Raw genomic sequence first — 15,756 nt, 5'->3', positions numbered from 1 at the left:
CAAAACACGCTAGGGCGTGTTTTGCCCCTGCGGGCTCGGCGCTGGCGCGCCTCGGTCCCAACTCGCCTTCGCGAGTTGGTCGAACCGCGAGGGTTCTCACCGACCCTCGCCGTCGCTAAACGAAAAAGCCCGGCTTGTAGCCGGGCTTTTTCGTTTAGTGGCGGTGAGGGAGGGATTCGAACCCTCGATGCCTTTCGACATACACACTTTCCAGGCGTGCTCCTTCGACCACTCGGACACCTCACCGCAAATTGTCAGCTAAATCAGGGACATAGCCCCGTTCAGCGAGCGCGCACTTTACAGAAACGGAGGCTCCAGTGCAACCCTTATTGACCACTCCATTGGGCGAAATAGTCCGCCACGGCGAGATCCGGGGCCTGGCGTGGGGGTTTCTGGGGGGTACCGCAATAGATGAAGCCGTCGATACGCTCGTTTTTGGCCAGGCCCAGCCCTTCGGCCACCACGGGGCTGTATGCCAGGGCGCCGGTGCGCCAGTAGGCCCCTACCCCCTCGGCATAAGCTGCGGTCAACATGGCCTGGACGGCGCCGGCGGTGGACATATGCTGCTCCAGACGCGGCACCTTCGGGTGGTCCTGCAGGCGGGTGATCGCGACGATGATCAGTGGGGCGCGCAGGGGCATGGCGAGGGTGCGCTCCCGCTGGGCGTCGCTCAGGGGGCCGTCTTCGGCCTGCTCCGCCGCACGCAGCAGGATTTCACCGAGGCGGTTGCGCGCCTCTCCCTCGACCAACAGGAAGCGCCAGGGGCGCAGGCAGCCGTGGTCGGCTGCGCGCAGGGCCGCGCGAAAGATGTTCTGCCGCTGCTGTTCACTGGGGGCCGGTTCGGTCAGAACACCGGTTGAAACTCGGTTGTGCAGGGCCGTCAGGGCATCCATCGCTGTCTCCAGTCAAAAATCGATCGGGGGATTCTAGCGCAACCGCGCAAATGGGCCCACGTACGTCACAGAATTTGCGCCGTTTCACAGATATTTCGCATTATTCTCTCTGTAGGAGTACACTTCCGTCCCATCTGCGGCGGCATCGCGATAGTAAATAAGACCGGGCCAGAACCCGCTGGATTGCCGCCTCGCACATTGCTTATTTTCTGCTCAACCAGACAAAGATAACCACAAATGCAGGACCAGCTTGGGGAGAACACTGGGCGGAATATCGATCCCCGTTACCCGCTCTATTTTCGCACTCTGATTTGCTTTGCCGCGGCCGGCACCCTGGTGAACACCATCCATTGGTCTTCGCCCTGGCAGCTGGACAAGGTGCTGACTCTCGGCGTCGCCGCCCTCCTGCTCGTCTATACCGTTGTCGCCTTCCAGATCAGTCGCGGCGCCAACGCCAAGAATGCCGGCAATGTGCGCCGCTGGCTGTCCTTCACCGACGCCATATTGATTGGTGTGGCCATCGCGCTGGCGAATTTCAGCTTGCTGCCGTCATTGCTGTTCGTCACCATGGTGCAATTCAATGCACTGACCGAAGGCGGCGGTCGCCGCTGGTTTGAACACAATACCGGCCTGCTGCTCGGTGTAGGCTCCGGCTACCTGATTCACGAGCCCGCCCTGGTGGTGAACGCGGACCTGCATATCAGCGCCGCGAGCCTTATCGGCGTATTCACCTATTTCTGCGCGCACGCCTTTTATACGCACAAACAACTCAGCCAGCTGAAGGACGCCAACCGTGTGCTTATGAACGAACAGCACACAGGCAAGATGCGCACCTACAAACTGTCCAAATACCTTCCCCAGCGGTTGTGGCGGGCGGTGACCAACGGGCGCGAAGGCGAGCTGGTCACCGAGCGCAAGCTGCTTACGGTGTTTTTCTCCGATATCAAGGATTTCAGCCAGCTGACCGAGGAGCTGGAAGCCGAGACGTTGACACAACTGCTCAACAGCTACCTGTCAGAAATGGCGCGCATCGCCGGGCAATACGGCGGCACCATCGACAAGTTCATCGGTGACGCGGTGATGGTGGTATTCGGCGATGATGACAGCAAAGGCCCGAAGTCCGATGCGTTGCGCTGCGTGGCTATGGCACTGGCGATGCGCAAGCGGGCGCGGGAGATGAAGCAGGAGTGGTACAACAAGGGCATTTCCCGGCCACTGCAGGTGCGCATGGGTATCAATACCGGCTACTGCACCGTCGGTATTTTCGGCACTGCCAACTATCAGTCCTATACGGTCATGGGCACCCATGTGAACCTGGCCGCACGCCTGGAGGGCGCCGCACAGCCGGGCGAGATCCTGATCAGCCACGAGACCTGGGCCCTGATCAAGCACACCGTCATGTGCCGCGACAAAGGCCACGTAACCGTCAAAGGCTTCAGCACGCCGGTCAAGGTTTACCAGGTCACCGACCTGCGCAAAAACCTCGGCGGTCAACAGGGTTACCTCGAGGACCACGCCCCAGGCTTTTCGATGCACCTGGATCTCGACAAGATCCGCAACTATGACAAAGACAAGGTGTTGCAGTCGCTGGAAAAGGCGGCGGCAACACTGAAAAGCAAAGTCATTATCTAGCCGGGCTATACCAGCCCGAGTCCAAAAATTCAGAGCAGCCCGGCCGCGGAAATCTCGCGGCTGACGACCTCGACATATTCCCGCAGCACGCTGTCCCGCGGATAGCGGATCTCCTCGCCGGTGTGGCTGATCAGATAGGTATCCGATTCGGCCCACCACACAATCTGCTCAGAATTACCGTCGTAGAGTAGAGTCTCGACCACGGCGACCTGGGAGGCGGCGGTGTCCCGCTCCACTTTTTTAAGATCGACCACCCGCGCCACCAATAAGGTATCGAATCCCATTCCCCGGACCGTCGCGACCACGTCGCGCTTTTCTGGCACCGGCAGATCGGGCGCCAGCTGACTCCACGCCTGGGCATCGATACCGCGCTGGCGGAGATGAGTAACCCAGGCGTTTTCGGCGCGGACGCCGACTTCCGACAGGGGGCTGAAAGGTATCGCGAGCACCAGGGTTCTGCCGATGGCCACGGTGGGCCGCACGGGATCGCGCCAGCTATGGGTGATGACAGTGCTGGCGCTCGTGCAGGCGGTCAACAACAGGCAGCTGCTGACAATCAGCCAGGCCACCAATTGCCGGAATTGACTGTTCACATCGCGCTCCATCTTTAAAAGGAAAAGCGACTGGTGATCAGGGTACGGAAATCTGACCCGCTATCGCCATCCTTGTCCTCCCGTGTGCCGTACAGGAATTCGATACCGAGCAGCCACTGCGGAAACGGCGTCCAGGTCAGGTTTGCGCTGCTGTACTGCGTCTCCTTGAAGGCATCCGACAACTGGATCTCCAGATTGTCCTGCCGGATTTCACCATAGGAAATGACGCTGTAGAGCCTGGGGCTCCACCAGTGCTGGTAGCCGACGAACCAGGCCTGTGTCTCTATTGCCTCCAGCGCATTATTTTCCACGTCGTAGCTGGCGTCGGGCGGACCATCATTGAGAACGCCGCCGAAACCATCACCGACGGTCAGGGAAAAAGTTGCGAAATCCTGTTTCAGGTTTCCGGGCATATGCACGCGGCCGGCAAAACTGGCGGCCCAGCCGAATTCGGAAACCGTCGAATCGGGCTCGCCGCTGCCGCGCAGGTCCCGCGCCAGCACGCTGCCCTGCAAATTGAAGTCGTCGGTCTGCGAGCTGAGAACGACCGTGGCATCCGGCCAGCGCGATACCGGATCGGCACCTTCGAAAGCGCGCTTGTCGGGGGCCTCGGCGGCGATTTTCAGTGCCAGATCCGGACACAGGTATTTCGTCCAGCGCACCATCGGATGGCGCACACCGAATACCGTGTTCGGCCCTTCGAAGTCCAGCGTATTCGGCGTCGCGTGGAGATTGGTATAGGTTGTCCAGTCCTGGCCGAACAGCAGATCACCGCCGAACAGTATATTGCTCAGCTCGCCGTAGGCCTTGCGCAGGCGCAATTCCGGCGTAGTGCCGCGGGAATCGTCAAAAAAGTCCACGGAAACATAAGTCGTCAGCAACCGCCCGTGCAGCAGTGTGCGCGTTTCCACCACCAGGCGGGAGGCCTGCACACTGAAATTGGTCTCGCCATCGGCGCCCTCGGCGGCCGTCGCATCCGCCGTGACAATGTCGCTCGTGACGAAATCGCCCGGTGTCAGAATCGCATCGGTGTCGTGAATGACATTCAGCTCGGCGAAACCGCTGATCCTGATGCGGGTAGCACTTCCCGGCAGTGGTATGGAGCCGGGCCAGTCGGCCTTCGCACCGGCGATAGTTTCCTCCAGCCCCTCGTAAGGCGGCACCCGCTTCGATTCACTGGCGAATATGGGCAATGCTGCGGCCAGTAACGCAAACGCGAGCACGGCGATGGCAGCAAACTGTCGCGCGTTCGAAACCATGCCGTTGAGCCTGCTCCTTTTCCCGGCCGCGGAAAGTTGGGTGAAGTGAAAGAATCAGCCAGTAAGCCTAGTTCAACGGTCGAGATTGCGTATTCAACCCCATAAACTCGATAGCGCGCTGTTCCAGCCACGGGTAGAAGGGATTCCAGCGCAGGCGCAACTGCGCCGAAGCGCTGATGGCGAGGGCACCGCGTTCGCCGCGCAAGGCGAGATTGCCGAGCCGTATTCCGGGACCGGGCCCGGAGGGAAAGCCACCGTATACGGTATCGTCCGGGGCGAAAGGCAGCGCGACGTGGGACAGGGAATAAATGCCAGTTGGCCACGAAAGTCCCAGCGCCGTTCTGCTGGCGGTGCGCTGCTGCGGCGGCCAGTGGGCAGCCACGACACTGGAAGAATTGCCGTCGGTGTTGGTCACCACCGTCAGCGCAAAGAATCTGTGCTTTGCGCCCTGGAATGCCGCGATCATACGATCGGGATTCCACGTCAAAAACTGCTCGATCTTGGCCTGGCGATTGATATCAAACAGCACCAGCTCGTGGCCTCCCGCCGGCAGCAGATTGAACAGATCCCGCACCACCGCCGGCGCCTCGACGGTGGCGTCGACCACCGAAGAAAAAGACAGGACCGGCGGCATTTCTCCCAAGCGCCTTTTATTAGCCAGCTCCCTGGTGCGGCGCTGAATCTCCCGCGTGAGACTGTGGGACAACGCAGCCGCATTGATCGCAAAGGAACCGTATTTAAACGGTTCATATTCGAGGGTGTGGATGCTGTTCCACATCAGCTTGTCGATACCCAACAGGCGGCCCAGGCGCTCCTGCCAGGCCGCCAGCGCCGCGACTGGCGAAATACCTATTTCGGGGGAAATGAGTACCAAGCTCTGCACCGGTGGCAGTTCCGGGTCATCGATGGCCGCCAGCGCATAGTGCACGGCCAAGGCCGCGCCGTTGGAGTAGCCGACGATATGAATAGGCCGGCCATTCCCCGTATCCGCCAGGTGTTGCATGGCCAGGCGCACCGCGGCAGCCATATCCTGCCAGCGCACGGTGACCAGCCCGGACGGCGCCGTGCCGTGACCCGGCACGCGCAAGCCCAGCACCGTGGCACCCGATTCGTGCAAGCGTTGCCCCATGTGTCGCAAGCTGTAGGGCGCATCGGTCAGGCCGTGCAACAACAACACCAGGGAGCGCGGATCCTGCGCCTCCAGCAGATAACTTCGATTCCAGTTCGGTGTCCAGCGCGTCGGGTCCGCCAGGCTGCCTCGCAGATAGCGATTGATGCTGTTCGGCCCGGCGGCGCCGGTCTTTTTGTAGATGAGATCATCGAGCTGTGCGAACAGCCGCTCTTCCAGCGCCAGGTATTCAGGGAAGGTAGAGACGGGCGATTCCTGGGTGTATTCCTCGTCCAGCACCGCCGTGTGCCAAATTTGAAGATCCGGCAGGCGTTCAATATAGAGCGCGAACACGACCAGCAGGGTCAGGAGGGCGCCGAGGGCGCTATAAACAATAAAGCGGAAAATCCGCCCGACCCATATTGCGGCGGGGAGTATTGGCAGCATCCGGCTCAGATCTCCCGAGGCACCAGCAGTGAGACGGGGCAAATCAGGTCACGGACTAAGCGCCCGCTGGCCTGGCTCCCGAGACAATGATGATGCCGATAAAAATCAGCTTGACCCCAAACAGGATTCCCAGCGCCCAGTTTCCAGAGAAGGGAAACTGCGTCCACAAGATCACGCCCAGCAGGATCGACACGAGGCCACCCAATATCAGCCAGGTTTTTCCTGTCTCCGGTTTGGCACGCCATCCCGCGAGCATCTCTGCGGCGCCGTCAACAATGAAGTAGATCGCCAGTAGGAGGGTAAGCGTGCTGCTGAGTAGTAATGGGCGGCTCAGCAATATCAGTGCTGCGACGATCGTCAGGAGTCCAAGCACAATTCCCACTATACCTTTGCCGATACTCCCGGCGCGAAACGCCCAGATCAGGCGGAGGACACCGGCAATCAGCACCAGTACGCCGATCACCATCGCGATGGAAAGGCCGGCAATGCCCGGCGCCATTAGCGCCAATGCACCCAGGACTATCGTCAGGATACCGAGCGTCGTCATCGATTTGCCGCCGAAACCCGCATCTCTCATGTGCACCTCCCGGTTAAATCAGAACCCAATTGGGACTTCATCATTAAAGACCATCGTCGCAGTCCAGGGACGAAATGTAGGAATTCGGACTCGTATCGGGGTCAAGAGAGGGGAAACTTGCGGAAAGGGTGCAGGCGCCCGCTTTTCAGAGCGCCTCACCGATGAGACAAAGACACTTATTGACGCGCGAATCGTGGCGGCAGTTTTTTATTCTGCAGCGTGCTGCGCAACGGGTTGATATCGAGGCCACCGCGACGCGTGTAACGGGCGCAGACGGTCAGCTCCTCGAATTCCGCCAACCGCTGCAGATCGCAAAACATGCGCTCCACACAGTGCTCGTGGAAGTCCTGGTGCTCGCGAAAAGAAATAATATAGGCGAGTAGCGACTCGCGCTCGATCGCCGGCCCCTTGTATTCCACGGACACCGTGGCCCAGTCTGGCTGACCGGTTACCGGGCAGTTGCTGCGCAGCAGGTGGCTGTACAGGATTTCGCTGACAGGTCTGTCATCGCTGTCCAATGCCAGCAATGCGGCATCCGGCTGGTAATGTTTGATATCGATGTCCAGCAAATCCAGGCAATAGCCTTCGGGCTTAGCAACGGCCAGCGCGGGGTCCTCCACCTCGAACAGCGTGACGGACATATCTGCGCCGGAGGCCGCGGTCAGGTCTTTTTCCAGGGCGTCGCTTACCGCATCCCAAGACGGAAACACCGTTTGGTTGAAGGAATTCAGGTACAGCTTGAATGACTTGGATTCCACCATATGCGGGCTCGTAGCCGGAAAGGCGAAACGGGCCACCGCCACCTGCGGCTTGCCTTTCGGGTTCAGCCAGGAAAGTTCGAAGCCCCACCACTCATCTTCACCGAAGAACGGCAGCGCCTCGCCGTCCAGCCCGAGGTGCGCGCGCGAAATCGAGCGCTGAATCGGGTGCAACAGCGCGGGGTTGTACGCGGATTCGTATTGCGTTTCCTGCCCCAGCGGCAGGTTCTGCCAGTCTTCTCTCGTCATGATCGCTCTCAGTGTCGCAGGCGCTTGCCGTGGGTCATCAGGTGCAGCCCCCAGGCAAACATTAGCGCGACAAACACCAGTACCCCAACAAAGGCCCAGGCCACGTTGATATCCGAAACTCCCAGCACGCCGTAGCGGAAGGCATTCACCATATATAGAACCGGGTTCAGTTTCGACAGTCCCTGCCAGAAAGGCGACAGCAGTTCGATGGAATAAAAGACTCCGCCGAGATAGGTCAGCGGCGTCAGCACAAAGGTCGGAATAATGGAGATGTCGTCAAAACTGTTGGCGAAGATCGCATTGATAAACCCGGCCAGCGAGAAAAGCACCGCGGCCAGAAACACGATGGAGACCGTCAGCCACAGGTGTTGCACGCTCAGATCGGTGAAGAACAGTGCGATCAGGGTCACCACCAGGCCCACTATCAATCCGCGCGCAACGCCGCCCAGCACGTAGCCGGCCATGATCACCCAGTTGGGCGTCGGCGATACCAATAGCTCCTCGACGTTGCGCTGAAACTTGGCGCTGTAAAAAGAGGAGGCCACATTGGAATAGGAGTTGGTGATCACCGCCATCATGATCAGGCCGGGCACCACAAACTCCATATAGGAGAAGCCGCCCATCTCGCCGATGCGGCTGCCGATCAGCGAACCGAAAATGACAAAGTACAGCGACATGGTAATCACCGGCGGCACCAGCGTCTGCGGCCAGATGCGGGTGAAGCGGCGCACTTCGCGGCGCAGTATCGTCGTGAAGGAAGTCCACATTGTTATGCTGTTCACTGGTCGCCCTCCCCTTTTCTGTCTTCCGCGAGCAGCGACACAAACAGCTCTTCCAGGCGATTCGCGCGGTTGCGCATACTGGTAATGGTAACGCCCTGCTTCGTCAGCGCCGCGAACAGTTCAGTCAGTGACTGGCCTTTCTCGACGGTGACCTCCAGACAGTGTTCATCGATCAGTCGGCCACTGTATCCGCCGAGGTCCGGACACGTGCTCAGGGCCTCGCTCGAATCGAGGATAAAGGTCTCCCGATTCAGGGTTTTCAGCAGCGACTTGATCGAGGTGTTCTCGACGATATCGCCCTTATCGATAATGGCGATATTGCGACACAGGCTCTCCGCTTCCTCGAGGTAGTGAGTGGTGAGAATGATCGTGGTGCCCTGCCGGTTGATCTCCTCGAGAAAGGTCCACATGGAGCGGCGCAGCTCGATATCTACGCCGGCGGTCGGCTCGTCGAGGATCAACAGCTGCGGTTCGTGGATCAGTGCGCGCGCGATCATCAGCCGGCGCTTCATACCGCCGGACAGCATGCGCGCCTGTGTATCGCGTTTGTCCCACAGTCCCAGCTGCTTCAGGTACTTTTCCGTACGCTCTTCCGCCAATTTGCGCGGCATGCCGTAGAAGCCGCCCTGTGTGCAGACGATATCGTAGACCTTTTCAAACTGGCTGAAATTGAACTCCTGCGGCACCACGCCGAGCATCTGCTTGGCCGCGGGGAAATCCTTGTCGATATCGATACCGAAGATGGACACATTGCCGCCGGTTTTACGTACCAGCGAACAGATGATGCCAATGGTGGTGGACTTGCCGGCGCCATTGGGGCCGAGCAAGGCGAAGAAATCCCCCGGCTGCACATCGAAGCTGATGCCCTTCAGGGCCTGGAAGCCGTTGTCGTAGGTTTTCTGCAGATTTTTTATGGAGAGCGCCGCAGTCATCACTTCCTCCTGAAACTGAGGGCGCTATTCAACGCGCTTGGGCAACTTATTTCAACCGGGCGGTGTCTCCGGGAAAGCCTGGGTGGTCTAACTGTATCGTAGGAGCCTGCTCGCAGGCGAACACTGCGGAGCGCGGTTTTTTCGCCTGCAAGCAGGCTCCTACTGGCGGCAGCAGCGCATTCGTACGGGCGAACCGGGTGTTCGCCCGTCAGGGCACTGCAAATCGCACGCATAAAAAAGCCGCTCGATTGAGCGGCTTTTTTATTTGGAGCGGGAAACCAGGTTCGAACTGGCGACCTCAACCTTGGCAAGGTTGCGCTCTACCAACTGAGCTATTCCCGCATTTTGTACAGACCCGGCAGCACTGCTGCCGGGTCGTATTGGCATCCCCAAGGGGAGTCGAACCCCTGTTACCGCCGTGAAAGGGCGGTGTCCTAGGCCTCTAGACGATGGGGACAGAAAACTTGCGCTGACCATTGGTCAGCCGCGGCCACTCTGCCGTGGCGCAGCCTCGGGTTACCCCGAGGCGCTGAACTCCAAACCTTTCGGCTGGATCAGCAGATAAAAAAGCCGCTCGACTGAGCGGCTTTCTTATTTGGAGCGGGAAACCGGGTTCGAACCGGCGACCTCAACCTTGGCAAGGTTGCGCTCTACCAACTGAGCTATTCCCGCACTTTCATTTGGCCCGGCAGCTGTGCTGCCAGGCCGTATTGGCATCCCCAAGGGGAGTCGAACCCCTGTTACCGCCGTGAAAGGGCGGTGTCCTAGGCCTCTAGACGATGGGGACAGAAAACTTGCTTTCGATCCGGGGATCGAATGCTGCCACACTGTCGGTGGCATCGCCACTAAAAATTTAATTTTTAGTGGCATTCACGCGGTGCATGGATGCACCGCCGCCGGCGTGCCGGCGCGAGCAGCGAAAAACCAGCAAAATCAAATTTTGCGCCAGCTTTTTCGCTGCGACATTTTGTTAAAAACAAGGAGGTTTTTAACAAAATGTAGGTAAATGGAGCGGGAAACCGGGTTCGAACCGGCGACCTCAACCTTGGCAAGGTTGCGCTCTACCAACTGAGCTATTCCCGCAGTGGCGTCCCCTAGGGGAGTCGAACCCCTGTTACCGCCGTGAAAGGGCGGTGTCCTAGGCCTCTAGACGAAGGGGACCCCGGAACTACCTCTGCTTCGCTTGGCGTCTTAAAGGTCCGCTCCGCTTCAGAAGTGGGGCGCATTCTATGTAGCACCCGGGGGGCTGTCAACACCCGCGTCAAATCTTTTCTTGGTTTTTTTTCTTTTATAGTCAGGCACTTACCGAATCCGTGGGTCTGCGGAGCGCAGACTCGGGACGGCGCCCTACTCCTCCGCCGCTGCGCGGGCCTGAACCTCGCTAAGGAAGCTGCGGATGCGCTTGGCGTTCGCTCCCAGGTCACTCAGGCCAACGCGGGAACTGGAGCGGATATCCACCCGCGAGCCGCCGTTTTCTTCCGTGACCCGTACCACTATGTCATCGCTGAAACCAAGCAGTGGAGTTCGGTCAACCGCCTCCAGGTGACCGCGTTTTGGCTCCAGCGCCACGACACGCCAGCCCAGGTCCTCGGCCGCGGCCGCAGATAGCTCCGTCGCCCTGGCGACCGGCAATTTCAGTTGCAGCGGCATGATATCCGCATAGATGTCCGCCTCGCGCTGCAGCTTCGCCACCTCTTCACCGGCGTAGTCCGCGCTGTTGTCATCCGCTTCGCGCAGCGACAGCACCGCCTCGTAAGCAGGCGGATTCTGCATGTCGGTGGTGATATCGTGAATCCGCGGCACATCGAAATTGCTCTTGCCCACCGTCAACAGGGGCACGGCCACCGGCAGCAGCCCCAGGATCACTGCCCAGAGCGCGTTGTAGCGGCTCTGCGGATGCCTCTTCACCAGCCCCCAGATAAACACCAGCATGCTGATCAGCGCCACACCGAGGGCGGCCAGGCCGGCGAATTTGAAGATCTGAAAGACCGGCCGGAAGTGCATCAGCTCCAGCCGCAGCGCCAGCCCGGCACAGAATATGGCCGCCAGCAGTAACCACTGCACTCGCACCAGCCAACGGCTCCAATGGGTATATCGCGCTGCCCTGCTCACTTGCCCTCCTTCCCGGACTCGGTATCCAGTTTGATTGACAGGGAGTTTACACAGTAACGCAATCCTGTTTCCGTCGGGCCATCGGGAAAAACGTGCCCGAGGTGGGCGTCGCATTTAGCACAGACTATCTCGATTCGCTGCATGCCCAGGCTGTTGTCTGGCCGCTTGGCCACCACGCCTTCATTCATCTCGGCGTCGAAGCTGGGCCAGCCGCAGTGGGCCTCAAACTTCGAATCGGAGTGAAACAGCACTTCACCGCAGCAGCGACAGCGGTAGACGCCGTCCTCGAACACATCCCAGTATTCGCCGGTAAACGGCCGCTCGGTGCCCGACTCGCGGCAAACGTGAAATTCTTCCGGAGTCAGCTTGTCGCGCCAGTAGTTATCGTCTTTTTCTTTTGACATACTCTTCATCCTGTATCACTGCCTTTGCCAGAGCGGCCGCTCGAGCGAAGTCGCACCTTAAGGGTTACCACAGCCACCATGAAGGACATTCTAAAGTCGGAAAAACTGCACGGCGTCTGCTACGAAATCCGTGGCCCCGTGATGGAACAGGCCTACCGCATGGAAGAGGAAGGTCACCGTATTCTCAAACTGAATATCGGTAACCCGGCCCCCTTCGGCTTCGACGCTCCTGACGAGATCATCCAGGACGTGATTCACAACCTGGCCCAGGCCCAGGGCTACGTGGAATCCAAAGGCCTCTTTGCCGCGCGCAAGGCCATTATGCAGGAGTGCCAGACCCTCGGCATCGAAGGGGTTGATATCGACGATATCTATCTCGGCAATGGCGTCTCCGAGCTGATTTCCATGGCCACCCAGGCGCTGCTGAACAACGGCGACGAACTGCTGCTGCCGATGCCCAACTACCCATTGTGGATGGCCGCCACCAACCTGACCGGCGCGCACCCGGTGCTCTACCGCTGCGACGAGGAAGCCGGCTGGCTGCCGGATATCGAGGATATCAAGGCCAAGATCACCCCGCGCACCCGCGGCATTGTCGTGATCAACCCGAACAACCCCACCGGCGCCGTCTATCCCCGTGCGCTGCTGGAACAAATTGTAGAGGTTGCCCGCACCCACGGCCTGGTGATCTTCGCCGATGAGATCTACAGCAAGATTCTGTACGACGATGCAGAGTTCACCCCGATGGCCAAGCTGGCTCCGGATGTGCTCTGCCTGAGCTTTAACGGCCTGTCCAAGTCCTATCGCCTGGCGGGTTTCCGCTCCGGCTGGATGATCGTCAGCGGCGCCAAGCAGCGCGCCAAGGGATTTATCGAGGGCATGGACATTCTGTCGTCGATGCGCCTGTGCGGCAATGTGCCGGCCATGTTCGCGGTACAGACCGCACTGGGCGGTTACCAGAGCATCAATGACCTGGTGCTGCCCGGCGGCCGCCTGCGCCAGCAGCGCGACCTGGCCCACCGGATGCTGAACGACATTCCCGGGGTCAGCTGCGTGAAACCCCGCGGCGCCATCTACCTGTTCCCGAAACTGCACCTGGACCACCACAAGATCGAAAATGACGAGCGGCTGGTGCTTGAATTCCTGCGGCAGGAAAAAATCCTGCTGGTGCAGGGCAGCGCCTTCCACTGGGACGCGCCGGATCATCTGCGCATCGTCTTCCTGCCGCGCGCCGACGACCTCTCCCACTCGATAGAGCGGCTGGGTTATTTCCTGGAAAGATATTCTCAGTAGTGCCCATGCTGGACGACCTGCACATTCACGACTTCTACCGCGACGCCGGCAGGCTACTGCTGGCGCTGTTCAACCAGTTCCCGGCCCCGGCCACGGTCTACGTGGAGGACATCGCCGGTCCCGACACCCCGGACGAATTCGGCCTGCATTCGCCGCGCCACCTCGCCTGCCTGGGCGCCATGACCTGGCTGCAGCAGAGCGGCTATATGAATTTTTCGCAGCTGGTGCGCCAGGAAGCGGTAGAAGAAGCGGCGCTGAGCCACCGCGGATTTCTGCTGCTGGTGAAAAAGACGGAGTCCGGCGAGAGCAACGCACAGCTGCTCGACAGCGCCGTGCGCAACGGCTCGTCGCCGCAATTGCAGGAGTTGATGGAACGGCTGATGCGGGAATTCCACATCCTGTAGGTTCTCTGTTTCGAGTCAAACCCTCACTGACTCGTTATACCGGCGCAAGCCGGTATCCAGTTCGGTGGCACCTGGGTTCCGATACCAGATCAAGTCCGGCACAGGCTCTACGCCGGAACGACGACAGCGCACTGCGTATCGTGCAGGCTACCTGCGGAATTTTACGTGCAGCATTTTAAGCGCGGCATCCGGATCCCGATCGGGGAAATCCGCATTCTGCGGCAAGCGCTCCACCACTTCGAAACGGCTGTCGGCCCCCTCGATCAATTCACGGAAGTGCACTTCGCTGTGGCGCGGCGAATTCATCACCATCAGCAGATCCGCCTCTTCCGCCAGACAATCCGGTAACAGCTGCAGCAGCTTTTCGTAGTTGAGGCTGACGTCGAAGCGCCCCTTCTGCCGCGTGGGCGGATCCACCACCGCCAGCTGGAAAGGGCCGCGGCGATCGAATCGCTTGAATTCCCGCAGCGCATCCAGCTGCAGGAACTTGATGCCCTTAAGCGGCAGCTTGTTGAACTCGTGGTTCTCGCGGCCGCGATTGAGCACACCGCGATTCACATCGATATTGACGACTTCCAGCTCGCCGGCCGCACGGGCCACGGCGGAAAACGCACAGGTAAACGCAAAAAGGTTCAGCAGTTTCAGATTCTCTGTCCCGGCGCGGGCTTTGACCTGCTGTTCCAGCCAGCGCCGCCCCGGCTCGATATCGAGAAAGAAGCCGACGTTCTGCCGCTCGAACGTGAGCGGAAACTTCAGCTCACCGCGGCGGGCCAGCGGCGCCACCACCGGCTGTCCGCAGTGCCAGTCCACCGGTGCGCCCTGCCGATAGCGGCGCTGCGCCGCCACGCCCAGATAGCCGTGTGGCTCGGCCAGCTGCCACAGCTGTTCGCACAGGTCGTCTTCGCCTTCGTACTCTTCAAAGAAAGTCACCAGCAGCGCCGGGAAAAAGCTGTCGACACAGACCTGTTCCAGGCCCGGGTAACAGCGGCCGCGGCCGTGAAAAAAACGCCGGCTGTCCGGGCTCTTTTCATCCAGTTTTGTTTTCACCTGCTCCAGCAGGATTTGCCAGTTTTTCGACATCTGTCTTCAGGTTGTAGGATGGGCAAAGCGCAGCGTGCCCATCGGCGCCGGTTGATGGGCACGCTGCGCTTTGCCCATCCTACGAACTCGATTCACTACAGGTCCCCATTGCTGAGCGGGTACAGAATCGCGTCCCGATAGCCGGTGATGACGCGAATAAAACCGCTCCACTGCTCGTCCAGTTCCGGATCGCCGCTGTCCACCAGCAGCGGCCGGCCGCCGAGCTCGGTGACCTTGGTCTTGGTGGCGACGACGATCAGGTTGTCGCGCCCGACAGCCCGTAAAACCTGCGGTGAGAACTGCTGGTTACCGCGACCAATCAGGTGCCCCTGACCACCGATCGCGGTGAGAATAATTTTTGCCGGACCATCATGCGCAGCGAGTGCCCGCTCAATCTGTGGTGCGCTGACATCGGCGGCAACCAGCTCGCCGTCGCGCAACAAGTCCACCCCCAACAGTGTGCCGGCGAGACCCAGCTCATCGAGTATCGCCAGCGTGGTGGAACCGGGCCCGACGATATACAGCGTGTCAGGATCCAGCTCCTCGACCACATCGGCGGCGATATCCGCCACCGCCAGCTCCTCCACCTCGCGGCCGGCATTTTTCACCGCCTGCAGGAAGTGTCCCTCTTCCGGCACCAGCAGCTCGCCGTAGTGGCGTGTGCTGACGCGTCCCTCGCGAAAGGATTTCTCGTCGATGTCGCGCACTTCGTGCTCGTGCAGGTCCACCAGCTGACCGGCCATCAGCCGCCGCAGCACTTCGCCGCCGGCCCGGGGGGAAATCGCAAAACAGGCGGAGTGCATCTTCACTCCGGCGGGAATACCGAGCACCGGAAAATCGTCGCCCAGGGCATTGACCATATTGCGCGCGGTGCCGTCGCCACCGACAAATACAATCAGGTCGGCACCGGCCTCTCTGATCACCTGTGCAGCGGCTTCCGTATCCGCCGGCGTGGACGGCTCGGATTCCGCCTGGCCAACGACTCGCGTGGCAAAATTCAGCGCTTTCGCGGCGTCCTCACCCATGTTGCCGGCAAAGCAGAGGATCTCCAGCTGCTCGCGGAAACTTTCCAGCGCTGTGAGCGCAATCGCCGCGCGCTTGTGCGACTGCGGCTCTATGCCCGCTGCCAGGGCCTGCTGCACCGTCTCGGCGCCATCGCTGCCCTTCAGGCCCGCCGGCCCACCGACGCCGGCCCAGGGGTTGATAATCAGTCCGAGTTTTTTCACTTGCACG

The 15,756-nt window shown here is 60.2% G+C and carries 15 protein-coding genes and 7 tRNA genes; 3 read left to right on the top strand and 19 right to left on the bottom strand.

Annotated elements, in window-relative coordinates:
* Positions 1-158: 158 nt before the first annotated feature.
* Together BUC36_RS16860 and BUC36_RS16855 are read right to left on the bottom strand one after the other, a co-directional pair.
* A tRNA-Ser gene (locus BUC36_RS16860) sits at positions 159-246 on the bottom strand.
* Positions 247-326: 80 nt separating this feature from the next.
* Positions 327-893 (bottom strand): nitroreductase family protein, encoded by a 567-nt coding sequence (locus tag BUC36_RS16855; protein WP_073277356.1) that lies wholly within the window; start codon positions 891-893, stop codon positions 327-329.
* 237 nt (positions 894-1,130) lie between these two features.
* Between BUC36_RS16855 and BUC36_RS16850 the strand changes: the two genes are divergently transcribed.
* Positions 1,131-2,525 (top strand): adenylate/guanylate cyclase domain-containing protein, encoded by a 1,395-nt coding sequence (locus BUC36_RS16850; RefSeq protein WP_073277354.1) that lies wholly within the window; start codon positions 1,131-1,133, stop codon positions 2,523-2,525.
* A gap of 29 nt (positions 2,526-2,554) precedes the next feature.
* Here BUC36_RS16850 and BUC36_RS16845 read toward each other — a convergent pair whose 3' ends face one another.
* The 15 genes from BUC36_RS16845 to msrB all read right to left on the bottom strand — a co-directional run bounded on the left by BUC36_RS16845 (position 2,555) and on the right by msrB (position 11,746).
* The gene (locus tag BUC36_RS16845; protein ID WP_143187029.1) at positions 2,555-3,118 is read right to left on the bottom strand and encodes a hypothetical protein; all 564 of its coding nucleotides are present in this window, start codon (positions 3,116-3,118) and stop codon (positions 2,555-2,557) included.
* A gap of 14 nt (positions 3,119-3,132) precedes the next feature.
* Positions 3,133-4,377 (bottom strand): DcaP family trimeric outer membrane transporter, encoded by a 1,245-nt coding sequence (locus tag BUC36_RS16840; protein WP_073277351.1) that lies wholly within the window; start codon positions 4,375-4,377, stop codon positions 3,133-3,135.
* Positions 4,378-4,444: 67 nt separating this feature from the next.
* On the bottom strand, positions 4,445-5,932 hold the full coding sequence (locus BUC36_RS16835; protein WP_073277349.1) for an alpha/beta hydrolase: 1,488 nt from the start codon (positions 5,930-5,932) through the stop codon (positions 4,445-4,447).
* Positions 5,933-5,987: 55 nt separating this feature from the next.
* Positions 5,988-6,509 carry an HdeD family acid-resistance protein gene (locus tag BUC36_RS16830; protein WP_073277347.1) on the bottom strand — a complete coding sequence of 174 codons (522 nt, stop codon included), beginning with the start codon at positions 6,507-6,509 and terminating at the stop codon, positions 5,988-5,990.
* A 176-nt stretch (positions 6,510-6,685) separates the two neighbouring features.
* Complete coding sequence (gene queF / locus BUC36_RS16825; protein WP_073277345.1) at positions 6,686-7,516, bottom strand: NADPH-dependent 7-cyano-7-deazaguanine reductase QueF; 831 nt, start codon at positions 7,514-7,516, stop codon at positions 6,686-6,688.
* A gap of 8 nt (positions 7,517-7,524) precedes the next feature.
* Complete coding sequence (locus BUC36_RS16820; protein ID WP_073277343.1) at positions 7,525-8,298, bottom strand: ABC transporter permease; 774 nt, start codon at positions 8,296-8,298, stop codon at positions 7,525-7,527.
* Positions 8,295-9,230: an ABC transporter ATP-binding protein gene (locus tag BUC36_RS16815; protein WP_073277341.1), complete on the bottom strand. Its 936-nt coding sequence runs from the start codon at positions 9,228-9,230 to the stop codon at positions 8,295-8,297. Before BUC36_RS16815 ends, BUC36_RS16820 begins: the two co-directional genes overlap by 4 nt.
* A 266-nt stretch (positions 9,231-9,496) precedes the next feature.
* Positions 9,497-9,572: transfer RNA gene (locus BUC36_RS16810), tRNA-Gly, on the bottom strand.
* Positions 9,573-9,611: 39 nt separating this feature from the next.
* Positions 9,612-9,687: transfer RNA gene (locus tag BUC36_RS16805), tRNA-Glu, on the bottom strand.
* A gap of 139 nt (positions 9,688-9,826) precedes the next feature.
* Positions 9,827-9,902, bottom strand: a tRNA-Gly gene (locus tag BUC36_RS16800).
* 39 nt (positions 9,903-9,941) lie between these two features.
* Positions 9,942-10,017 (bottom strand) — tRNA-Glu (locus BUC36_RS16795).
* Positions 10,018-10,237: 220 nt separating this feature from the next.
* A tRNA-Gly gene (locus tag BUC36_RS16790) sits at positions 10,238-10,313 on the bottom strand.
* Between the two features lie 2 nt (positions 10,314-10,315).
* Positions 10,316-10,391, bottom strand: a tRNA-Glu gene (locus BUC36_RS16785).
* A gap of 186 nt (positions 10,392-10,577) precedes the next feature.
* Positions 10,578-11,342, bottom strand: a complete 765-nt coding sequence (locus BUC36_RS16780; RefSeq protein ID WP_073277339.1) for a DUF1499 domain-containing protein — start codon at positions 11,340-11,342, stop codon at positions 10,578-10,580.
* Complete coding sequence (gene msrB / locus BUC36_RS16775) at positions 11,339-11,746, bottom strand: peptide-methionine (R)-S-oxide reductase MsrB (RefSeq protein ID WP_073277456.1); 408 nt, start codon at positions 11,744-11,746, stop codon at positions 11,339-11,341. Before msrB ends, BUC36_RS16780 begins: the two co-directional genes overlap by 4 nt.
* A 78-nt stretch (positions 11,747-11,824) precedes the next feature.
* Here msrB and BUC36_RS16770 point away from each other — a divergent pair, with 78 nt between their 5' ends.
* Positions 11,825-13,039 carry a pyridoxal phosphate-dependent aminotransferase gene (locus BUC36_RS16770; protein ID WP_073277337.1) on the top strand — a complete coding sequence of 405 codons (1,215 nt, stop codon included), beginning with the start codon at positions 11,825-11,827 and terminating at the stop codon, positions 13,037-13,039.
* A gap of 5 nt (positions 13,040-13,044) precedes the next feature.
* A complete protein-coding gene (locus BUC36_RS16765; RefSeq protein WP_084536214.1) occupies positions 13,045-13,443 on the top strand; it encodes a hypothetical protein in 399 nt (132 codons plus the stop codon).
* A 147-nt stretch (positions 13,444-13,590) separates the two neighbouring features.
* Here the strand turns inward: BUC36_RS16765 and BUC36_RS16760 are convergent, their stop codons facing one another.
* Positions 13,591-14,523, bottom strand: a complete 933-nt coding sequence (locus BUC36_RS16760) for a class I SAM-dependent methyltransferase (RefSeq protein ID WP_073277335.1) — start codon at positions 14,521-14,523, stop codon at positions 13,591-13,593.
* A 95-nt stretch (positions 14,524-14,618) separates the two neighbouring features.
* Positions 14,619-15,755 (bottom strand): ATP-NAD kinase family protein, encoded by a 1,137-nt coding sequence (locus tag BUC36_RS16755; RefSeq protein ID WP_234995044.1) that lies wholly within the window; start codon positions 15,753-15,755, stop codon positions 14,619-14,621.
* Position 15,756: the final 1 nt, after the last annotated feature.

This window comes from Microbulbifer donghaiensis (assembly GCF_900129095.1).
Classification (GTDB): domain Bacteria; phylum Pseudomonadota; class Gammaproteobacteria; order Pseudomonadales; family Cellvibrionaceae; genus Microbulbifer; species Microbulbifer donghaiensis.
This window is presented reverse-complemented; position numbering and strand designations above follow the sequence as displayed.

What these genes read in the sequence shown, in the direction of transcription:
- BUC36_RS16855 (WP_073277356.1), bottom strand. Translation starts at nt 893, where the DNA reads ATGGATGCCCTGACGGCCCTGCACAACCGAGTTTCAACCGGTGTTCTG.
- BUC36_RS16850 (WP_073277354.1), top strand. Translation starts at nt 1,131, where the DNA reads ATGCAGGACCAGCTTGGGGAGAACACTGGGCGGAATATCGATCCCCGT.
- BUC36_RS16840 (WP_073277351.1), bottom strand. Translation starts at nt 4,377, where the DNA reads ATGGTTTCGAACGCGCGACAGTTTGCTGCCATCGCCGTGCTCGCGTTT.
- BUC36_RS16835 (WP_073277349.1), bottom strand. Translation starts at nt 5,932, where the DNA reads ATGCTGCCAATACTCCCCGCCGCAATATGGGTCGGGCGGATTTTCCGC.
- BUC36_RS16830 (WP_073277347.1), bottom strand. Translation starts at nt 6,509, where the DNA reads ATGAGAGATGCGGGTTTCGGCGGCAAATCGATGACGACGCTCGGTATC.
- queF (WP_073277345.1), bottom strand. Translation starts at nt 7,516, where the DNA reads ATGACGAGAGAAGACTGGCAGAACCTGCCGCTGGGGCAGGAAACGCAA.
- BUC36_RS16815 (WP_073277341.1), bottom strand. Translation starts at nt 9,230, where the DNA reads ATGACTGCGGCGCTCTCCATAAAAAATCTGCAGAAAACCTACGACAAC.
- msrB (WP_073277456.1), bottom strand. Translation starts at nt 11,746, where the DNA reads ATGTCAAAAGAAAAAGACGATAACTACTGGCGCGACAAGCTGACTCCG.
- BUC36_RS16770 (WP_073277337.1), top strand. Translation starts at nt 11,825, where the DNA reads ATGAAGGACATTCTAAAGTCGGAAAAACTGCACGGCGTCTGCTACGAA.
- BUC36_RS16765 (WP_084536214.1), top strand. Translation starts at nt 13,045, where the DNA reads ATGCTGGACGACCTGCACATTCACGACTTCTACCGCGACGCCGGCAGG.
- BUC36_RS16760 (WP_073277335.1), bottom strand. Translation starts at nt 14,523, where the DNA reads ATGTCGAAAAACTGGCAAATCCTGCTGGAGCAGGTGAAAACAAAACTG.